We start from the raw sequence: 16,594 nt of genomic DNA on the forward strand, positions 1-16,594 counted from the left end.
ACGTCGGCGCCGCAGCACAGGGGCACGCCCCCGTGCCCGCCGTGCAGCACCTGCGGTGATCGACGAGTGACTACGGCTGCGAAATTTAGGGCACCTAGTGACGGGTGTCACTAGTCCGGAAGGAACTTCCCGGATTCCGGACGTCGTATGTCAGATCGATCGAGGAACTTCGGCCACCGGCCGGGTGGCCGCCGCCGCTACTCCGGGCGCTGGAGGCGGGTGATGAACTTGTACCGGTCGCCGCGGTAGATCGAGCGGACCCACTCGACCGGTGCGCCCTCGGCGTCGAAGGAGTGCCGGGCGAGCTGGAGCATCGGCAGCCCCAGATCGGAGCCGAGCAGACCGGCCTCGCGCGGGTTGGCGAGGGTGGTCTCGATGGTCTCCTCCGCCTCCGCGACGGTGACCCCGTACACCTCGCGCAGCGCGGTGTAGAGGGAGTTGTGCTTGACCAGGTTCCGGCGCAGGGCCGGGAAGCGCTTGGCGGAGAGGTGGGCCACCTCGATCGCCATCGGGTCGCCGTTGGCGAGCCGCAGCCGCTCGATCCGCAGCACCCGCCCGCCGGGCTTGATGTCCAGCAGCGGGGCCAGCCGGTCGTCGGCGGTGATGTAGCCGACGTCGATCAGCTGGGAGGTCGGCTCCAGGCCCTGGGCCCGCATGTCCTCGGTGTACGAGGTCAGTTGCAGCGCCTGGGCGACCTTCGGCTTGGCCACGAAGGTGCCCTTGCCCTGGATCCGCTCCAGCCGGCCTTCGACCACCAGCTCCTGGAGGGCCTGCCGCACGGTGGTCCGCGAGGTGTCGAACTGGGCGGCCAGCGCCCGCTCCGGCGGCACCGGGGTGCCGGCCGGCTGGGTCTCGGTGAGCGTCAGCAGATGGCGCTTCAGGCCGTAGTACTTCGGCACACGGGCAGCCGTGCCCTGACCCGCCTGAGCCGTGCTCTCCTCAGGGAGGGCCGCCGTGCCTCTGTCGCCGCTCATGGCCGCTCTCACTCCTCGCCCTGCAGCCGTCACCGGCTCCTCCGCTTTGTGTGTTCCACATGGTCGCATGGCCGGGCCCATACGCGTGAGCCCAGCGACAGACAGGGGCGCGGGGAACTGCGCGAAGGCGGGAGGGCACAGGTGGTCGCCTTCCGATCGCGCGCAGTTCCCCGCGCCCCCGTTGTGGCTGCCTGGTTGCCTGGTCCTACTGGCGCACCAAGGAGAGCCCCGCCAGGGCCTCCGCGGCAGCGACGCCGCAGACCCGGGCGCCGCCGTGGGTGGCCAGGACCGTCACGCCGTGCGAGCGGAAGGTCTCGGCCAGCCCGTGGGCGGTGCCGATCTCGACCACCACGGCGTCCGGCCGGGCCTGGACCAGGCCCAGTGCGGCGCGCCGCATCCAGGCGTGCCGGTGCACGTCCCGCACCACGATCACCAGTGGCCGGCCGACGGCGGCGCCCAGCACCGGGCCGGTCTCGACCTCGCCCTCGTCGGTGGCGACGGCCGCCCGCAGCAGGCCGGACCCCTCGATCCGGGTGCTGGGGGCGCCGATCCGCGAGCGGGTGGTGCCCGGGACGAGCTCGGCGAGCGGTTCGCCGACCCCCCACGGGGTCTCCTCGCCGACCGCGATGTTGGCGCCGGGGGAGAATTCGACCACGTGCGGCACGCCCTGGAGCGGGCGCAGCTCGCCGTGGATCCGCAGCGCCCGCCGGGCCGCCGCGAGGCCGATCCCGACCTCGCCGTGCACGCCCACCTGGGAGTTCCGTACCGCCGCCGACCAGAGCGCCACCTCGCGGTTGCGCTCGGCGGCCCGGTGCAGCCGCTCGGCCGGGAGCCGGCCCTCGCGGACGGCCCAGACCAGCGCGTCCCGCAGGTACAGGAAGGCGGCCTCGTCCTGGAGCCCGCCGCCCACGCAGATGGTGTCCGCGCCGGCCGCGACCGCCTTGACGGCCCCGGCGGCGACGCCGTGGGTGCCGGAGATCGCGCCCATCTCGATGCCGTCGGTGACGATCAGGCCCTGGAAGCCGAGCTCCTCGCGCAGCACACCGGTCAGGATCGCCGGGGACATGGTGGCGGGCAGCAGCGCGTCGTACGCCGGGAACAGGATGTGCGCCGTCATGATCGACTTCACTCCGGCCGCGATGGCGGCCCGGAAGGGCTTCAGGTGCTCCTGGAACTGCTCGGTCGACAGGTCGATCCGGGGCAGCCCGAGGTGCGAGTCGCCCGCCGTGTCGCCGTGGCCGGGGAAGTGCTTGGCGCAGGCCGCGACCCCGGCCGACTGGAGGCCCCGGACGTAGGCGGCGGTGTGCCGGGCGGCCAGCTCGCCGTCGCCGCCGAACGAGCGGACCCCGATGACGGGGTTGTCCGGGTTGGAGTTGACGTCCGCGTCGGGCGCGTAGTCGAGGTTGATGCCGACCGTCGACAGGTCGAAGCCGATCGAGCGGGCGACCCGCTCGGTGAGCTCGGTGTCGTCGACCTCGCCGAGCGCGAAGTTGCCCGGGTAGGAGGAGCCGCTGCCGGCCTCCAGCCGGGTGACGTCGCCGCCCTCCTCGTCGGTGGCGATCAGCAGCGCCGGGTTGAGCGCGTACATCTCGGCGGTCAGCGCCGCGACCTGCTGCGGGGTACGGATGTTGCGGCCGAACAGGGCGACACCGCCGAGCTCACCGGAGCCGAGTCTGCGGCGCAGCCAGTCCGGCGCGGTCAGGCCGGCGAAGCCCGGCTGCAGGACCGCTCCGGCATCCGTCAGCAGTTCGACGCTTTCCGTACCGGGGATCGCCATGGTTCCTTCCCAGGGGGGTTGTGCTGGAGTCGCGGAGGGGGTGGGGACTAGCCCTTGACCGCACCAGCGGTGAGACCCGCCGACAGCTTCTTCTGGAAGAACACGAACAGGATGATCACGGGGAGCGAGACCATCAGCGCGCCAGCCATCTGGGCGCCGTAGTCGGCGCCCCGGGTCGGGGTGGTGGAGTAGAACGTCAGCCAGATCATCGAGGTCTGCTTGCCGCCGCCGCTGAGCAGCGTGTTGGCGACGATGAACTCGTTCCAGGCCTGGATCCAGGAGTAGACACCGGTGGTGATCAGGCCGGGCATGGTGAGCGGCAGGATGATCCGGAAGAACGCGCCCCACTTGGTACAGCCGTCGACCATCGCGGCCTCGTCCAGCTCCGGCGGGATGTTGACGATGAACGAGCGCAGCGTCCAGATCACGTACGGGATGGTGAAGACCAGGTAGGCCAGCGCCACGCCGAAGACCGTGCCGGTCAGGTTCGAGGTCTTCATCACCAGGAAGAGCGGGATGATGATCGCCAGCAGCGGCACCATCTGGATCACCAGCATGGTGACGATGAAGAAGTTCCGGCCGCGGAAGTTGAACCGGGCGACGGCGACGGCGGCCAGGAAGCCGACGGCCACGCCGAGCAGCACCGAGCCGAGGGTGATCGCCAGGGTGGTCTGCAGGCCCGACAGGAATCCGGGGTCGTCGAAGATCGTCTTGTAGCTGTCGAACGAGAACGAGCTCGGCCAGAACGTCGGGTCCTTGGCGATCAGGTCCTTGTTCGTCTTGAAGGTGGTGATGACCATCCAGTAGATCGGGAAGCCCATCACGGCGGCGAACGCCAGCGCGACGGTGTTCCAGACCCAGGTCATCACGCGGCTCTCGCCGGTGACCCGGGCCTTCAGCCGGACCTTGGGGACCGCCACGGCCGCGGCCGGCTCGGCCTGCGCCTGCTCTGCTTGCACGTTGGTGGCAGCCATCAGTCCTGGGCTCCGATCTTGACCATCTGGCGGATGTAGAAGACGAGCACCGCCAGCATGAGCAGGATCATCGCGATCGAGATCACCGAGCTGGAGCTGTAGTGCGAGGAGACGATGCCCTTCTCGTACAGGTAGATCCCGATGTTCCAGTAGCCCGGCTCGGGAGCGCTGTTGCGGAGGGCGAAGATCTGCGCGAACACCTGGAAGTCCCAGATGAAGCTCAGCGCTGCGGTGATCACCAGGAAGGGCTTGATCACCGGGATGACCACGTGCCGGAAGCTCTGCAGGGTGGACGCCCCGTCGAGCTTCGCCGCCTCCATCAGCTCCGGCGGCACCTGGGTGAGCGCCGCGTTCAGGCCGATCACCAGGAAGGGCAGTGCGCCCCAGATGATGACGACGGCGGAGACCACGTACAGGCCGATCGTCGGGTCCTTGAACCAGTCGTAGCTCTTGGCCGCCTCGTTGCCGCCGACCAGGTACATGACGTAGTCGACGATGCCGCCCTTGCTGGCGAAGATCCAGCGGAAGACGGTGCCGGTGACGATGGCGGGGATGGCCCAGACGAACATCAGCACCGTGATGACGGTGACCTTGGCCCAGGTGGAGACCCGGTTCAGCAGCAGGGCGAAGAGCAGGCCCAGCACCATCGAGAGCACCACGAGCTCGACGGTGAAGTAGACGCTCCGCAGGACGACGTCCCAGAACTGGCTGTCGCCGAGCACCTTGGCGTAGCCGTCGAACCCGATGTACTGCGCCAGGCCCGGGTTGACCAGCTGCGCGTACCTGTTGACGTTCTGGAACGACAGGTCGAACAGGCTGAAGAGCGGGTACGCCATCACCCCGATCAGGACAGCCGCGGCCGGGAGGATCATGACGTACGGAATGTATCGGCCGCCGGCGAGGAAGCCGCGGCGGCGGCCCGGCCGGGCGACGGCCGCGACGGCCGCCGTCTCGGCGGCCACCGGTGTGTCGTTGCTGGTCACACTCATCAGGGTCCTTCCCGGGCCCGCGGAACTGATCGGTACCTGGCGCACGGGTGGGCAGTCCGCGACACGACGCGAACTGCCCACCCCCTGGCGCTCAGTGTTGGCAGGCTCCGGCGCCCGGGCGGACGGCGGAGTTCCCTGCGGTCAGCCGGTTCAGCCGTTCAGGTCACCGATGACGGTGTCCTGGACCTTCTTGAGCTCGGTGGCCGGGTCGCCGCCGGCCGCGATGGCGCCGAAGGCGGTCTTCAGCGCGGTCTCGTCGGCACCGGACCACATCGGCGAGTTCGGGATGAACCAGGTGGAGCCCTCGGCCGCGTCGCCGGCCGCCTTGTTCTCCGGCTTGGCGGCCTTGTAGGCGGCGGTCAGCGTCTTGTTGTTCGGGATCGCGAACTTGGCCAGCTCGGTCTGCTGCTGGGTGTTGGTGTAGATCTGCAGGAAGGTCGCGCCCAGGCCCGGGTTGGCGGCCTTGGACGGGACGGCCAGGTCCGAGCCGCCGAGGAAGGCGGGGGTCGGCGAGCCGGCGGCGGTGCCCGGCAGCGCGATGGTGGCCAGCTTGTCGGCGAGCTTGGGGTCACCGGTCTTCGGGTCGATGACGGAGCCGAGCTCCCAGCCGGCACCGACGATGGCGCCGATGTTGCCCTTGGCCATCAGGGCGTCCTGGGTGGCCTCGTCGGTGGTGGTGCCGCCGACCGAGAAGTTCTTCTGCAGGTCGTCCCAGGTCTTGACGCCGTCGATGAACTTCGGGTCCGTCAGGGTGCCGGTCCACTTCGCGCCGCTCTTCTGCGCGACGACGTTCTTCACACCGAAGCTGCCGGCGCCGAAGGAGGCGGCGGTGTACCAGTTCTGGCCCGGGAGGTAGAGGGCGGAGAAGCCCGGGGTCGAGGCGTTGGCGGCCTTGACCTTCGTCAGGTCGGCCTTCAGCTCGTCCAGGGTGGTCGGCGGGGTGGTGACACCGGCCGCGGCGAACAGGTCCTTGCGGTAGATCAGGACGCGGGCGCCGGCGTAGTAGGGGACGGCGTAGGTCTTGCTGCCGTCCGCGTTCTGGCCGGAGGCCGCCAGCGAGTCCAGCCACTTGTCCGAGTTGTCGAACTGGCTCTTCACACCGGTCAGGTCGACGAAGGACCCGGCGTCGATGTACTTGGCGGTCTGGGTGTTGCCGACCTCGATGGCGTCGGGGGCGTTGCCGGAGAGCAGCGCGGTGTCGAGCTTGGTGGTGTAGTTGGTCCAGGTCTGCCACTGGATGTTCAGCGTGGCGCCGGTCTCGCTCTCGAACTGCTTCTTGGCCGCGTCGACGACCGTCGGCCAGCCCTTCTGCGCGTCGTCCATCAGCCACACCGTGACGGTCTTGCCCTTGCCGTCCTTGCTGAGCGTGGCCGGCTTCGAGTCGCCACCGGACGAGCTGGACGAGGAGCAGGCCGAGGCGACGAGCACGGTCGCAATGGCGGCCACGGCTGCGAGCTTGCGGTTCAAACCATCCTCCAGGGATGAGCAAGGGTCGGCACCGGGCTGTTGGGCCAGAGCCCTGAGCGTCGTTGTGCCTGTGGGGGGTGCGGTGACCAGGGAACAACCGGCACCGGAAAACACGAATGCGAACTGTGGGTTCAGCGATGCCGCCGGTTTTGGCGACTTAGACCATTGGTTTAGACCAACGGGTGGAGATTGGCATGGACCAATGAAGGGCGTCAAGGGTTCGCCAGCCGTCTGCACAACCCGTTATCAACGCTTGACACGGTTGTGTATTTCTGGCCGCCATCGAGGGTTGGACTGGACCAACCCAGCCGCCAAATGGGCCGTCAACGGGTGAAAACCGGCAAACCGCCACTCCATCGCCCCGAGGCCTAACGGATCCTCAAGCCGACCTGAAGGGAGTCTTAAGACGACCTGCGGTGACGGTGCCACGACACTTCGCGCACGAGGCGCAACAGGTCTACAACGACTGCCACCTGCGGCCCCTGCTTCCGTTGACAGTGAAATTGGTCTGGGCCACTCTCCAGCGATCTGGTCTGTACCACTGCGCAGACCTCGTCCGTGTTCCCGGAGGTTCGCGTGAAGCACCAGCTCGGCCGGCGTCGGCCGGGACAGCTCATGGCCGCGGTCGGCTCGGCCGCCCTGCTGCTCTCGCTCGCGGGCTGCGGGAGCGGCGGCTCACCGGCCAGGAGCGCGCCGGCCACCGCCGACCCCGCCTCGGCCACCGGCAGCCTCACCGTCTGGCTGATGAACGAGGCGCAGACCAACTGGCCCGAGCTGGTCCAGCAGGTCAACGACGAGTTCGCCGCCAAGTACCCCAAGGTCCGGCTGAAGCTCAGCTACCAGACCTGGGCCGACAAGATCGGCAAGCTGGACACCGCACTGGGGGACGGCCAGGCCCCCGACGTGGTCGAGCTGGGCAACACCGAGACGATGAAGTACATCCTCAACGGCTCGCTCGCCCCGGTCGACAAGTCCACCTTCGAGAACTCCGACACCTGGATCCAGGGCCTGGTCAACACCTGCAGCTACCAGGACAAGCTGTTCTGCGTGCCGTACTACGCGGGTGCCCGGGTCGGCATCTACAACGCGGCGATGTTCCAGGACGCCACCGGCAGCGCCGACTTCCCGCAGACCGAGGACGACCTGCGGGCGGCGCTCGACAAGATCCAGGCGAAGCACAAGGGCGACCGGGGCTTCTCCCCGCTCTACCTCCCGGGCCCGTACTGGTACGCCGCGATGTCGTACGTCGCGGCGTACGGCGGCGCCATCGCCCGCTTCGACAGCGCGGGCCACTGGCACGGTGCGCTGAACGACCCCAAGTCGCAGCAGGGCCTCGCGCACTACGCCGACCTGGTGAAGACGTACAACCACGGCGACCTGACGGTCAACGAGCTCGACCAGGCGGCCGTCCTCGGCAAGCGGCAGACCGCGCTGCTGTACGGCAACGGCTGGGAGGCCGCCTCGGCGGCCACCGCTCCGGCCGGCGACCCCAAGATCGCCGCCGACCTCAAGGTCACCGGCATGCCCGGCCCCAACGGCAAGCCGCTGCCCTCCTTCATCGGCGGCTCCGACCTCGCGGTCACCGCCGGATCGCAGAACTCCGCGGCGGCCGCCGACTGGATCCGGATGTTCACCAGCGCCAAGTCGGAGCAGGTCCTGGCGGACAAGGACACCCTGCCCAACAACCTCGTCCAGCTGGCCCCGCTGAAGACCAAGCCCGCCACCGCCGCCGCCGCGAACGCCGTCCCGGACGCCTGGTTCACCCCGCTGGCCCCGGGCTGGAACGCGATCGAGAAGCAGAACGTGCTGGTCACCATGTTGAACGACATCTTCAAGGGCGAGTCCGTCGACGCCGCCACCAAGGCCGCGGACGCCCGGATCGACCAGCTGATCAACAACCCGTCCTGATCCCCGGCGGATGTGCTCCGCCCACTCGCTCCCCGTAGGATCGTCGGAGAAACACCGGAGCGAGTGTGCGGACTCGCCGCCGTAGAGGTCCCCCACCGGGCAGCCGCCCGCGGCGGGGTGAAGAACCATCTCATCGGAGGCACACCAGATGTCCGACACGCAGACCACCACCACCGCCGTCCCTGGCCGGATCATGGCGGCGGAGATGGCCGAGCAGCCGGCCGTCCTGCAGCGCATCCTCGACGAGGGCGCCCCGAAGATCCGCGAGATCGCGGCCGAGATCGCCGCCCGCAGCCCGCGCTTCGTACTGCTGACCGCGCGCGGCACCTCGGACAACGCCGCGCTCTACGCGAAGTACCTGATCGAGGTGCTGCTCGGCAAGCCCGCCGGCCTCACCTCGATGTCCACCACCACGGCCTACGGCGCCAAGCCGGACCTCACCGACGTGCTGGTCATCACCGTCAGCCAGTCCGGCGGCTCGCCCGACCTGGTGGCCTCCACCAAGGCCGCCCGCGAAGCCGGCGCGATCACGCTCGCGGTGACCAACAACCCCGGCTCGCCGCTGGCCGAGGTCTCCGAGTTCCACATCGACGTGCTGGCGGGCCCGGAGAAGGCCCTGCCGGCCACCAAGACCTACACGGCCGAGCTGCTCGCGCTCTACCTGCTGGTCGAGGGCCTGCGCGGCGGTGACGGCGCGGCCGCCAAGGCCCTGCCCGAGCTGGCCGCCGGCATCCTGGCCCGGCACTCCGAGGTGAAGGCCCTCGCCGAGCGCTACCGCTTCGCCCAGCGCCTGGTGCTCACCTCGCGCGGCTACGGCTACCCGACGGCCCGCGAGGCCGCGCTCAAGCTGATGGAGACCACCTACATCCCCGCCTCCCCGTTCTCCGGCGCCGACCTGCTGCACGGGCCGCTGGCGATGGTGGACAACGTCTCCCCGGTCATCGCCATCGTCCCGGACGGCAAGGGCGGCGAGGCCCTGCAGCCCGTCCTGGACCGCCTGCGCGGGCGTGGCGCGGACCTGGTCGTCATCGGCCAGCAGGAGCAGGTGGACGCCGCGTCCGCGGGCTTCGCCCTGCCGGCCGGGGTGCCCGAGGAGGTCCAGCCGATCCTGGAGATCCTCCCGCTCCAGCAACTCGCCTACGAGGTCACCATCGCCCGCGGCCAGGACCCGGACGCCCCCCGCGCACTCGCCAAGGTCACCGAGACCCACTGAGGCACGCTCCCCGGGGTTCCCCCGGCAGTGGGGGCTGGCCCCCTTGGGGGCGCAGGGAACTGCGCGGAGTCGGCAGGTACGGCGTGGGACGCTCCGCTGGGTTTACCGGATGCTCACGGCTAACCCCAGGGGGCGCGGGGAACTGCGCGAATCGGGAGTGACGGTCCGGTGCCTTCCGCCCTCGCGCAGTTCTCCCCCAGCCTTCGGCCGGGAGGGGCCCCCACGCGCCCCTGGATAGTGCAACTTCGGGCGAGCTGCACAGCTGTTCCGCGCCGTGCCTTCCGCTTTCGCGCAGTTCCTCGCGCCCCTGGGTAGTGCAACTTCTGGGTGGTGCGACTTCGGGTGGGCTGCACAGCTGTTCCGCGCAAACGCGAAGGGTCCCCCCGTCCGGTTAGGACGGGGGGACCCTTCGCGTTGAGCGGTCGAGGGGGCCGGCGCGGCAAGAGCGCACAGCACTACGGGCCACGGCGCCGACACGGGACCCTCAACCCATGCGGCACCGCAGCCCGGAGTTGTCGTCGGGCGCCGTGTTCGCCGAGAGCTGTGCGGGGCCCTCGGTGTCCGGCGACCGACCGAGGAGCCGCCGCGCGCGGTCAGGGCAGATAGCGCGGGGCAGGCTCCTTGGTGCATGTTCATTGTGGACTAGACCAATCTGGGTTGTCCAGAGCTCGGCGAAAATTGGTCTGGACAACATGGGGGTAATGCGGGATGGCATCCGGGCGACGCCCGGAGGGCGGCCGGGAGGCCCGGCGGGGGCGGCTGCGGTTACGCTCGCCCTGTGCCCTCGCTGAACGAACTCGTCCGCCGCCACACCACTCTCACCGGTGCCGATGTGGAGTGGCTCCACAATCTGGTGTCCGAGTGGCAGCTGCTCTCCGACCTCTCCTTCGCCGACCTGGTGCTCTGGATCCCCACCTGGGACGGCATCCGGTACGTCTCGGTCGCCCAGATGCGCCCGAACACCGGTCCGACCTCCTACCAGGACGACATGGTCGGCCACCTGGTGCCGCGCGGCCGCCGCCCGCTGCTGGACGCCGCCTTCGACGAGGGCCGGATCGTCCGGGAGGGTGATCCGGAGTGGCGGGAGGAGGTGCCGGTGCGGGTCGAGTCGATCCCCGTCCGGCGGGAGGGGAAGGTGTTGGGCGTGATTGCCCGCAACACCAACCTGCTCACCGTGCGCACTCCGAGCCGGCTGGAGCTCACCTACCTGCAGAGCGCTTCCGACCTGGCCCAGATGATCGCCGCAGGATCGTTTCCCTACCCCGGCGTCGAGCAGACCGACATGGACGCGGCGCCCCGGGTCGGCGACGGCCTGATCCGCCTGGACGCGGACGGCATCGTCACCTACGCCAGCCCCAACGCGCTCTCCGCCTACCACCGGCTCGGCCTCACCACCGATCTGGTGGGCAGTCACCTCGGCCGTGCCACCGCCGAGTTGGCCCCGCCCTCGCGCGGTGCGGTGCACGAGGCGCTGGTGAAGCTGGCCAGCGGTTGGGCGCCCCGGCAGACCGAGGTGGAGGCGCAGGGCGGAGTGGTCACCCTGCGCGCGATCCCGCTGAAGCCGAAGGGCGTCCTCACCGGTTCTCTGGTGCTGGCCCGGGACGTCACCGAGCTGCGCCGCCGGGACCGGGAGCTGATGACCAAGGACGCGACCATCCGGGAGATCCACCACCGGGTGAAGAACAATCTGCAGACCGTGGCCGCGCTGCTGCGGCTGCAGGCCCGCCGGATGGACTCGGACACCGGCCGTGCGGCGCTGGACGAGGCCGTCCGCCGGGTCGGCTCGATCGCCATCGTGCACGAGACGCTCTCGCAGACCCTGGACGAGCGGGTGGCCTTCGACGAGATCGCCGACCGGGTGCTGGCGATGGTGATGGAGCTGTCCCAGGACGGCAAGGTCACCACCCGGCGCACCGGCAGCTTCGGCATCCTCGCGGCCGAGGTGGCCACGCCGCTGGCGATGGTCCTGACCGAACTGCTGCAGAACGCGCTGGAGCACGCCTTCGGTCCGAAGGCCTCCGGCAGCCTGGAGGTCAGCGCGTTGCGCGGCCGCGCGCCGGCCACCGGCATGGGCTGGTCGGACAGTTGGAACGGCGGGGCCAAGCCGGACGAGTACCTGCTGATCACCGTGCAGGACGACGGCCGGGGGATGCCGGAGGGCTTCGACCCGCAGCAGGCCGGCAATCTCGGCCTGCAGATCGTCCGGACGCTCGCCACCAACGAACTCGGCGGCACCTTCGACATGGTGGCCGGGCCGGGGGGCGGCACGAAGGTCGTCCTGGAGATCCCGGTCCGCTAGCCGTGCTCCGGTAGCCGTGCTCCGGTAGCCGTGCTCCGGCCCGGCCGTGATGCCGGGCGGGGCCGGACTCGGAACCCGAAGCGGGCCCGGAAAGAGAAACGAGGCCCTGCCGACCGGGGGGGGTGGGTCGGCAGGGCCTCTCAACCCGTTCCGGCCGTCGGGGGGAGTCGGCCGGAACGGGGGCTCTTGGTGGTGCTGTGACGCCCGGTGCGTTGCACACGGTGAGCGCCCTAGGTCCACGATATTGCTCTGTGTGAACAGTATCAAGTGCCAGGGCCGCTCGGCGTCGTCCGAATCTCGCCGAAGCGCGACCCGCTCTGCGGAAGGCTTCGCCTGACTTGCGGCAAAGCCCTTGATCATGGGTTGATCAGGTCGTACCAGTAAAGGTGAATCAGGCGGTGCGGGCGCGGTTGCGGGCGGCGCGGCGCTTCATCGCACGACGCTCGTCCTCGCTCATACCGCCCCAGACGCCGGCGTCCTGGCCGGTCTCGAGCGCCCACTGCAGGCACTGCTCCATGACGGGACAGCGGCGGCACACGGCCTTGGCTTCCTCGATCTGCAGCAGAGCAGGACCGGTGTTCCCGATCGGGAAGAACAGCTCCGGGTCCTCTTCGCGGCAGACAGCGCGGTGGCGCCAGTCCATGTTCGTCCAACTCCTCCGGTCGGTGGGGGTGTGGTCCCTGCCGACGCAATCGATGGTGGGCTTGTGAATGTGAACGCTTTCACGAATCCCGTAACAGCAAAAGGGACCAAGGGCCCATCGGGCCTGGGTGGTCTGTGCTGGAGTGGGGTTCGGGCAGATCAAGGGATGTGTCGCGCCGCATCCATGAGGTTTGAGCCTGCACCGACGCTGCGACGTGTCCCGATCGCCATGTAGAGGTTCGCAAACCTCGGGCTCGGATACAACCCCCTTCGGTGAGGAATTTTTGATTCTTCGGTGTCGCCTAGCTCACAGCCCGTACTTCTATGGGGTGAAGGGGGCTTGTGCGTTCGAGAAGAAGGGGAAGACCCTCTTCTGGTCACACAATCACACGCAGTGCCCGCCGAACGCCTGTGAAACTGACGCGACTCCTGTCTCCAAGGTGGTCCCCATCGACCTGAAACGGGGCCGGTTCCTGTGAAACCAAGGTGAAGTGGCGGACGTCGTGATAGGAGACAACGTGTTTGCCGCTAGGGCCGGGTGTCTCCGTGGAGCCATTCGCAGGAGTGTGCGAGCGCAGAATCTGACGGACCGTTCGAGCCGTGCCGAACGCGGTCATTCGAGTGATGCCGAAGACGTCGAGGTCCGCGTCGAAGGAGGCGGCAGGCGAAGGGACGACCGGGCGGTTGCCAAGGAACGTCCACGGAGAAGTGTTGGAGACTATGGTCATCACCAGCCCCGGCACCGGCTCCCGGCCGTTCATTTCCAGGGAGATCGGCCCGGACTTTCGGTGTTCACGCTCAGTGATGTAGTGCCGGAGAGCCTGATTGATGTAGAGCGCGTGAGTTGACTTCCGCCCCGCCTTGCGCTGCTCCTCCACCCGCCCCACCACGCCGGCGTCGAAACCCAGCCCCGCGGTGAAGGTGAACCAGCGGTCCGGCATCCCCTCGCTCATCGCCTTGCCCAGGCTGATCGCCCGCTCCTGCCCGTGCTCCAGGGCGTACAGGAGTGCGCCGGTCGCCTCCACCGGATCGTTCGGCAGACCGAGGGCGCGCGCGAAGACGTTCGTGCTCCCGCCCGGGACGACTGCCAGCCGGGGCACCCGTTCGGAGGGGCCGTGCGCGAGCAGCCCGTTGACGACCTCGTTGACGGTGCCGTCGCCCCCCAGGGCCACCACCAGGTCCACCGTGCCGTCGACGGCCGCCTGCCGGGCCAGGTCGCCCGCATGGCCGCGGTACTCGGTGTGGGCGACCTCCAGCTTCAGATCGCTGCGCAGGGCGTGCGTGAGTACGTCACGGGTGCGGCCACTGGTGGTGGTCGCTTTCGGGTTCACGACCAGGAGAGCGCGCATGGCGATCAGCCTACGGGGCCCTGCCCCGCGCCACCGCGCCGAAGGTGCCGGTTACCCTGCTGAGGTGACCGCTGAGACCTCCGCCCCCGCCCCCGCCAAGCCCGCCGCTCTGCTCGTCGGCGTGACGATCACCGTCCTCGCGGGTGCCGCGATGACCGGCTGGGGGATCTACGACATGATCACCGGCCTGACCGGGGACTCGGCGGCGCTCGGCCGCAGCGAGTACGGCGGGGCCGTCCTGCTGCTGATGGGCCTGCTGCCGCTGCTGGCCGGCCGCGCCCTGCTGCGGCTGCGCCGCTGGGGCCGCACCCCGGCGGTGCTGACCAACTCGCTCTTCCTGGCCGTCGCGTACTTCATGTGGGGCGGCAGCGGTCCGATGCCCGCGCTGGCGCCGGTCGCCGCGGTGGTCGGGCTGGTCGGTGTCGTCAGCCTGCTGACGCCGGGCGTCACCGCCGTGCTGTACCGGCCGTAGGCGGTCCCACAGGGGCGTGAAGAGGGGCGCGGAGAACTCCGCGCCCCTCTTCACGTCTTCACGCCCCCAGCCGTCCGGGCTACTCCTCGACGAGGAGCTTCTCGCGGAGCTGGGCGAGGGTGCGGGCCAGCAGGCGGGACACGTGCATCTGCGAGATGCCCACCTCGGTGGCGATCTGAGACTGCGTCATGTTCCGGAAGAACCGCAGCACCAGGATCTTCTGCTCGCGTGGCGGGAGTTGGGCCAGCAGCGGCTTGAGCGACTCGCGGTACTCGACGCCCTCCAGCGCCTCGTCCGTCGTCCCCAGGGTGTCCGCCACGGCCGGCGACTCGTCGTCGCTGTCCGGGACGTCCAGCGACAGCGTGGAGTACGCGTTGGCGGACTCCAGGCCCTCCAGCACGTCCTCCTCGGAGATCCCGAGGTGCTCCGCCAGCTCGTGCACGGTGGGGGAGCGCCCGTGCCGCTGGGAGAGCTCGCTGGTCGCCGTGGTGAGCGACAGCCGCAGTTCCTGGAGCCGGCGCGGCACCCGGACGGCCCAGCCCTTGTCCCGGAAGTGCCGCTTGATCTCGCCCACGATGGTCGGCGTGGCGTAGGTCGAGAACTCCACCCCGCGCTCGTGGTCGAAGCGGTCCACCGACTTGATCAGGCCGATGGTGGCGACCTGGGTCAGGTCGTCCAGCGGCTCGCCCCGGTTGCGGAACCGCCGGGCCAGGTGCTCGACCAGCGGGATGTGCATCCGGACCAGCTGGTTGCGCAGCTCCACCCGCTCGGCCGACCCCTCGGGCAGCCCCGACAGCCGTACGAACAGCGCCCGGGCCGCCTCCCGGTCCGGTGCACCGGACCGGTGCGCCTGGGCGGGCACCGCGCCGCGTACCGCCGTGGCGGCGGCCTGCAGCTCCTCGGACTCGACGTCCGAGATCACCGCCTCGACGGGCGGGACGTCGGAGGGCTGCTGCTCCGGCGTCGGATCGGTCGGCTGGGTCATCCGATGGGCGTCCTTCGGGTGCACGTCGTCTGCGGCGGTTCGGGCGTCCTGCGGGGTGGCGGCGCGCGCCTGGGGAGGTACGGCCAGGTCGGCGGTGGCGGCCGGCCTCCCGGCAACACCTGTGCGGTCCAGATCACTCACGGCGATCACCCGTTCCGTTCCGGGAGCACTTCACATGGGGTGTACCGCGGGGCGGTACGGGGGAGCCGTACGCTCGGCGCGCTCGGCGCCGGGCGTACGGCTTCGCGGTCGGTCCTCAGAACTGGGCGGGTGTTCCGCCGCGCTTCTTGTGCAGACTGATGCTCACCGTTCTGTCCTCGCCGACCGAGGACTCCACCTCACCGGCCAGTGCGGAGAGCACCGTCCAGGCGAAGGTGTCCCGCTCCGGTGCCCGGCCGTCCGTGGTCGGCGCGGAGACCGTCACTCTGAGCGAGTCGCCGACCAATCGGAACACGCAGGTCAGGACGGAACCCGGCACGGCCTGCTGGAGCAGGATGGCGCAGGCCTCGTCCACCGCGATCCGGAGATCCTCGATCTCGTCCAGCGTGAAGTCCAACCGGGCCGCGAGACCGGCCGTCGCCGTTCGCAGCACCGAGAGGTAGGCCCCGGCCGCTGGCAGTCGGACCTCCACGAAGTCCTTCACTCCGGGCTCGCCGTCGATCTGGGACACCCTCACCTCCTGGGTGACGCGCGGTGCTTGCGGCGGCAGCGCCTGATGCGACGCTGCTGCGGCACTTCCTGTTGCTTGACTCAACTGCTTCGCCCCAACTGTCCAGAGGGGTGGTGCGGTACGTACCGGTCATACCCACCCGGGAGGGCCGGAACGCCGCGCATCCGCCCGAGACGTTACCGCGACAACCGGCCTGATGTCGCGATCTCGGACCGTCCTCACGTGAACGGGCGAAACCCGCCCGCCCGCCGACCCGTTCACACCGCCGTCCTCAGGAGCCCAGCGAGGCCAGCGCGCCGTCGGTGAGCCGGAAGACCGTCCAGCCGTCCATGGGCGTGGCGCCCAGCGACTTGTAGAAGCCGATCGACGGTGTGTTCCAGTCCAGCACGGACCATTCGAGCCGCGAGTACCCGCGCTCGACGCAGATCCGGGCCAGCTCGGTCAGCAGCGCCTTGCCGTGCCCGCCACCGCGCTCGCCCGGGCGGACGTACAGGTCCTCCAGGTAGATGCCGTGGGTGCCGCGCCAGGTCGAGAAGTTCCGGAACCAGAGCGCGAAACCCACCGCCTCGCCGGTGGCGTCGTCCTCGGCGACGAGACCGAAGACGGCGGGGTTCTCGCCGAACAGCGCGTCCCGGAGCTGCTCCTCGGTGGCCTCGGCCTCGTGCAGAGCCTTCTCGTACTCCGCGAGTTCGCGGATCATCGAGTGGATGACGGGGATGTCGGAGATTTCGGCTGTGCGGATCATAAGGTGAGCCTACTCGGGGACCCCGAGCGGCCGGGAAGGAAATCACGTGCGGGATTCGTGCGGGATTCCGCGGACAGCGGCCCTCCGGTGGACCTGCCTTCCGGTGCACCGGCCTTCGGGTGCACCGGTT

The 16,594-nt window shown here is 69.8% G+C and carries 14 protein-coding genes; 4 read left to right on the forward strand and 10 right to left on the reverse strand.

Features of this window, described 5'->3' with window-relative positions; genetic code table 11:
* Window positions 1-197: 197 nt before the first annotated feature.
* From ABD330_RS02850 to ABD330_RS02870, 5 genes are all read right to left on the reverse strand, one after another.
* On the reverse strand, window positions 198-974 hold the full coding sequence (locus tag ABD330_RS02850) for a GntR family transcriptional regulator (RefSeq protein ID WP_344460252.1): 777 nt from the start codon (window positions 972-974) through the stop codon (window positions 198-200).
* 205 nt (window positions 975-1,179) lie between these two features.
* Entirely contained in the window at window positions 1,180-2,751 is a 1,572-nt protein-coding gene (locus ABD330_RS02855) for a glycoside hydrolase family 3 protein (protein ID WP_344460254.1), read from the reverse strand.
* Between the two features lie 47 nt (window positions 2,752-2,798).
* Window positions 2,799-3,725: a carbohydrate ABC transporter permease gene (locus ABD330_RS02860; protein ID WP_344460256.1), complete on the reverse strand. Its 927-nt coding sequence runs from the start codon at window positions 3,723-3,725 to the stop codon at window positions 2,799-2,801.
* Window positions 3,725-4,714 (reverse strand): carbohydrate ABC transporter permease, encoded by a 990-nt coding sequence (locus ABD330_RS02865; protein ID WP_344460258.1) that lies wholly within the window; start codon window positions 4,712-4,714, stop codon window positions 3,725-3,727. Before ABD330_RS02865 ends, ABD330_RS02860 begins: the two co-directional genes overlap by 1 nt.
* Before the next feature lie 150 nt (window positions 4,715-4,864).
* On the reverse strand, window positions 4,865-6,160 hold the full coding sequence (locus tag ABD330_RS02870; protein WP_344460260.1) for an extracellular solute-binding protein: 1,296 nt from the start codon (window positions 6,158-6,160) through the stop codon (window positions 4,865-4,867).
* A 636-nt stretch (window positions 6,161-6,796) separates the two neighbouring features.
* On the opposite strand from ABD330_RS02870, the gene ABD330_RS02875 reads away from it, so the two are divergent.
* From ABD330_RS02875 to ABD330_RS02885, 3 genes are all read left to right on the forward strand, one after another.
* On the forward strand, window positions 6,797-8,089 hold the full coding sequence (locus ABD330_RS02875; protein ID WP_344460621.1) for an extracellular solute-binding protein: 1,293 nt from the start codon (window positions 6,797-6,799) through the stop codon (window positions 8,087-8,089).
* Window positions 8,090-8,237: 148 nt separating this feature from the next.
* Window positions 8,238-9,302 (forward strand): SIS domain-containing protein, encoded by a 1,065-nt coding sequence (locus ABD330_RS02880; RefSeq protein ID WP_344460262.1) that lies wholly within the window; start codon window positions 8,238-8,240, stop codon window positions 9,300-9,302.
* A gap of 778 nt (window positions 9,303-10,080) precedes the next feature.
* Window positions 10,081-11,601: a sensor histidine kinase gene (locus ABD330_RS02885; protein ID WP_344460264.1), complete on the forward strand. Its 1,521-nt coding sequence runs from the start codon at window positions 10,081-10,083 to the stop codon at window positions 11,599-11,601.
* Between the two features lie 391 nt (window positions 11,602-11,992).
* On the opposite strand, the gene ABD330_RS02890 is transcribed toward ABD330_RS02885, so the two are convergent.
* Together ABD330_RS02890 and ABD330_RS02895 are read right to left on the reverse strand one after the other, a co-directional pair.
* Complete coding sequence (locus tag ABD330_RS02890) at window positions 11,993-12,244, reverse strand: WhiB family transcriptional regulator (protein WP_014138019.1); 252 nt, start codon at window positions 12,242-12,244, stop codon at window positions 11,993-11,995.
* A gap of 376 nt (window positions 12,245-12,620) precedes the next feature.
* A complete protein-coding gene (locus ABD330_RS02895; protein WP_344460266.1) occupies window positions 12,621-13,592 on the reverse strand; it encodes a diacylglycerol/lipid kinase family protein in 972 nt (323 codons plus the stop codon).
* 64 nt (window positions 13,593-13,656) lie between these two features.
* On the opposite strand from ABD330_RS02895, the gene ABD330_RS02900 reads away from it, so the two are divergent.
* Window positions 13,657-14,064 (forward strand): hypothetical protein, encoded by a 408-nt coding sequence (locus ABD330_RS02900; protein ID WP_344460268.1) that lies wholly within the window; start codon window positions 13,657-13,659, stop codon window positions 14,062-14,064.
* A 79-nt stretch (window positions 14,065-14,143) separates the two neighbouring features.
* Here ABD330_RS02900 and ABD330_RS02905 read toward each other — a convergent pair whose 3' ends face one another.
* The 3 genes from ABD330_RS02905 to ABD330_RS02915 form a co-directional block, all read right to left on the reverse strand.
* On the reverse strand, window positions 14,144-15,190 hold the full coding sequence (locus tag ABD330_RS02905) for an RNA polymerase sigma factor SigF (protein WP_344460270.1): 1,047 nt from the start codon (window positions 15,188-15,190) through the stop codon (window positions 14,144-14,146).
* 115 nt (window positions 15,191-15,305) lie between these two features.
* Window positions 15,306-15,719, reverse strand: a complete 414-nt coding sequence (locus ABD330_RS02910) for an ATP-binding protein (RefSeq protein ID WP_344460272.1) — start codon at window positions 15,717-15,719, stop codon at window positions 15,306-15,308.
* Window positions 15,720-15,990: 271 nt separating this feature from the next.
* Entirely contained in the window at window positions 15,991-16,464 is a 474-nt protein-coding gene (locus ABD330_RS02915; RefSeq protein WP_344460274.1) for a GNAT family N-acetyltransferase, read from the reverse strand.
* Window positions 16,465-16,594: the final 130 nt, after the last annotated feature.

Origin of the sequence: Kitasatospora kazusensis, from assembly GCF_039529945.1 — a bacterium.
Lineage (GTDB): Bacteria > Actinomycetota > Actinomycetes > Streptomycetales > Streptomycetaceae > Kitasatospora > Kitasatospora kazusensis.

Excerpts from the sequence above, each read along its gene's own strand:
- ABD330_RS02850 (WP_344460252.1), bottom strand. The coding sequence starts at position 974 with ATGAGCGGCGACAGAGGCACGGCGGCCCTCCCTGAGGAGAGCACGGCT.
- ABD330_RS02860 (WP_344460256.1), bottom strand. The coding sequence starts at position 3,725 with ATGGCTGCCACCAACGTGCAAGCAGAGCAGGCGCAGGCCGAGCCGGCC.
- ABD330_RS02865 (WP_344460258.1), bottom strand. The coding sequence starts at position 4,714 with ATGAGTGTGACCAGCAACGACACACCGGTGGCCGCCGAGACGGCGGCC.
- ABD330_RS02895 (WP_344460266.1), bottom strand. The coding sequence starts at position 13,592 with ATGCGCGCTCTCCTGGTCGTGAACCCGAAAGCGACCACCACCAGTGGC.
- ABD330_RS02890 (WP_014138019.1), bottom strand. The coding sequence starts at position 12,244 with ATGGACTGGCGCCACCGCGCTGTCTGCCGCGAAGAGGACCCGGAGCTG.
- ABD330_RS02875 (WP_344460621.1), top strand. The coding sequence starts at position 6,797 with ATGGCCGCGGTCGGCTCGGCCGCCCTGCTGCTCTCGCTCGCGGGCTGC.
- ABD330_RS02880 (WP_344460262.1), top strand. The coding sequence starts at position 8,238 with ATGTCCGACACGCAGACCACCACCACCGCCGTCCCTGGCCGGATCATG.
- ABD330_RS02855 (WP_344460254.1), bottom strand. The coding sequence starts at position 2,751 with ATGGCGATCCCCGGTACGGAAAGCGTCGAACTGCTGACGGATGCCGGA.
- ABD330_RS02915 (WP_344460274.1), bottom strand. The coding sequence starts at position 16,464 with ATGATCCGCACAGCCGAAATCTCCGACATCCCCGTCATCCACTCGATG.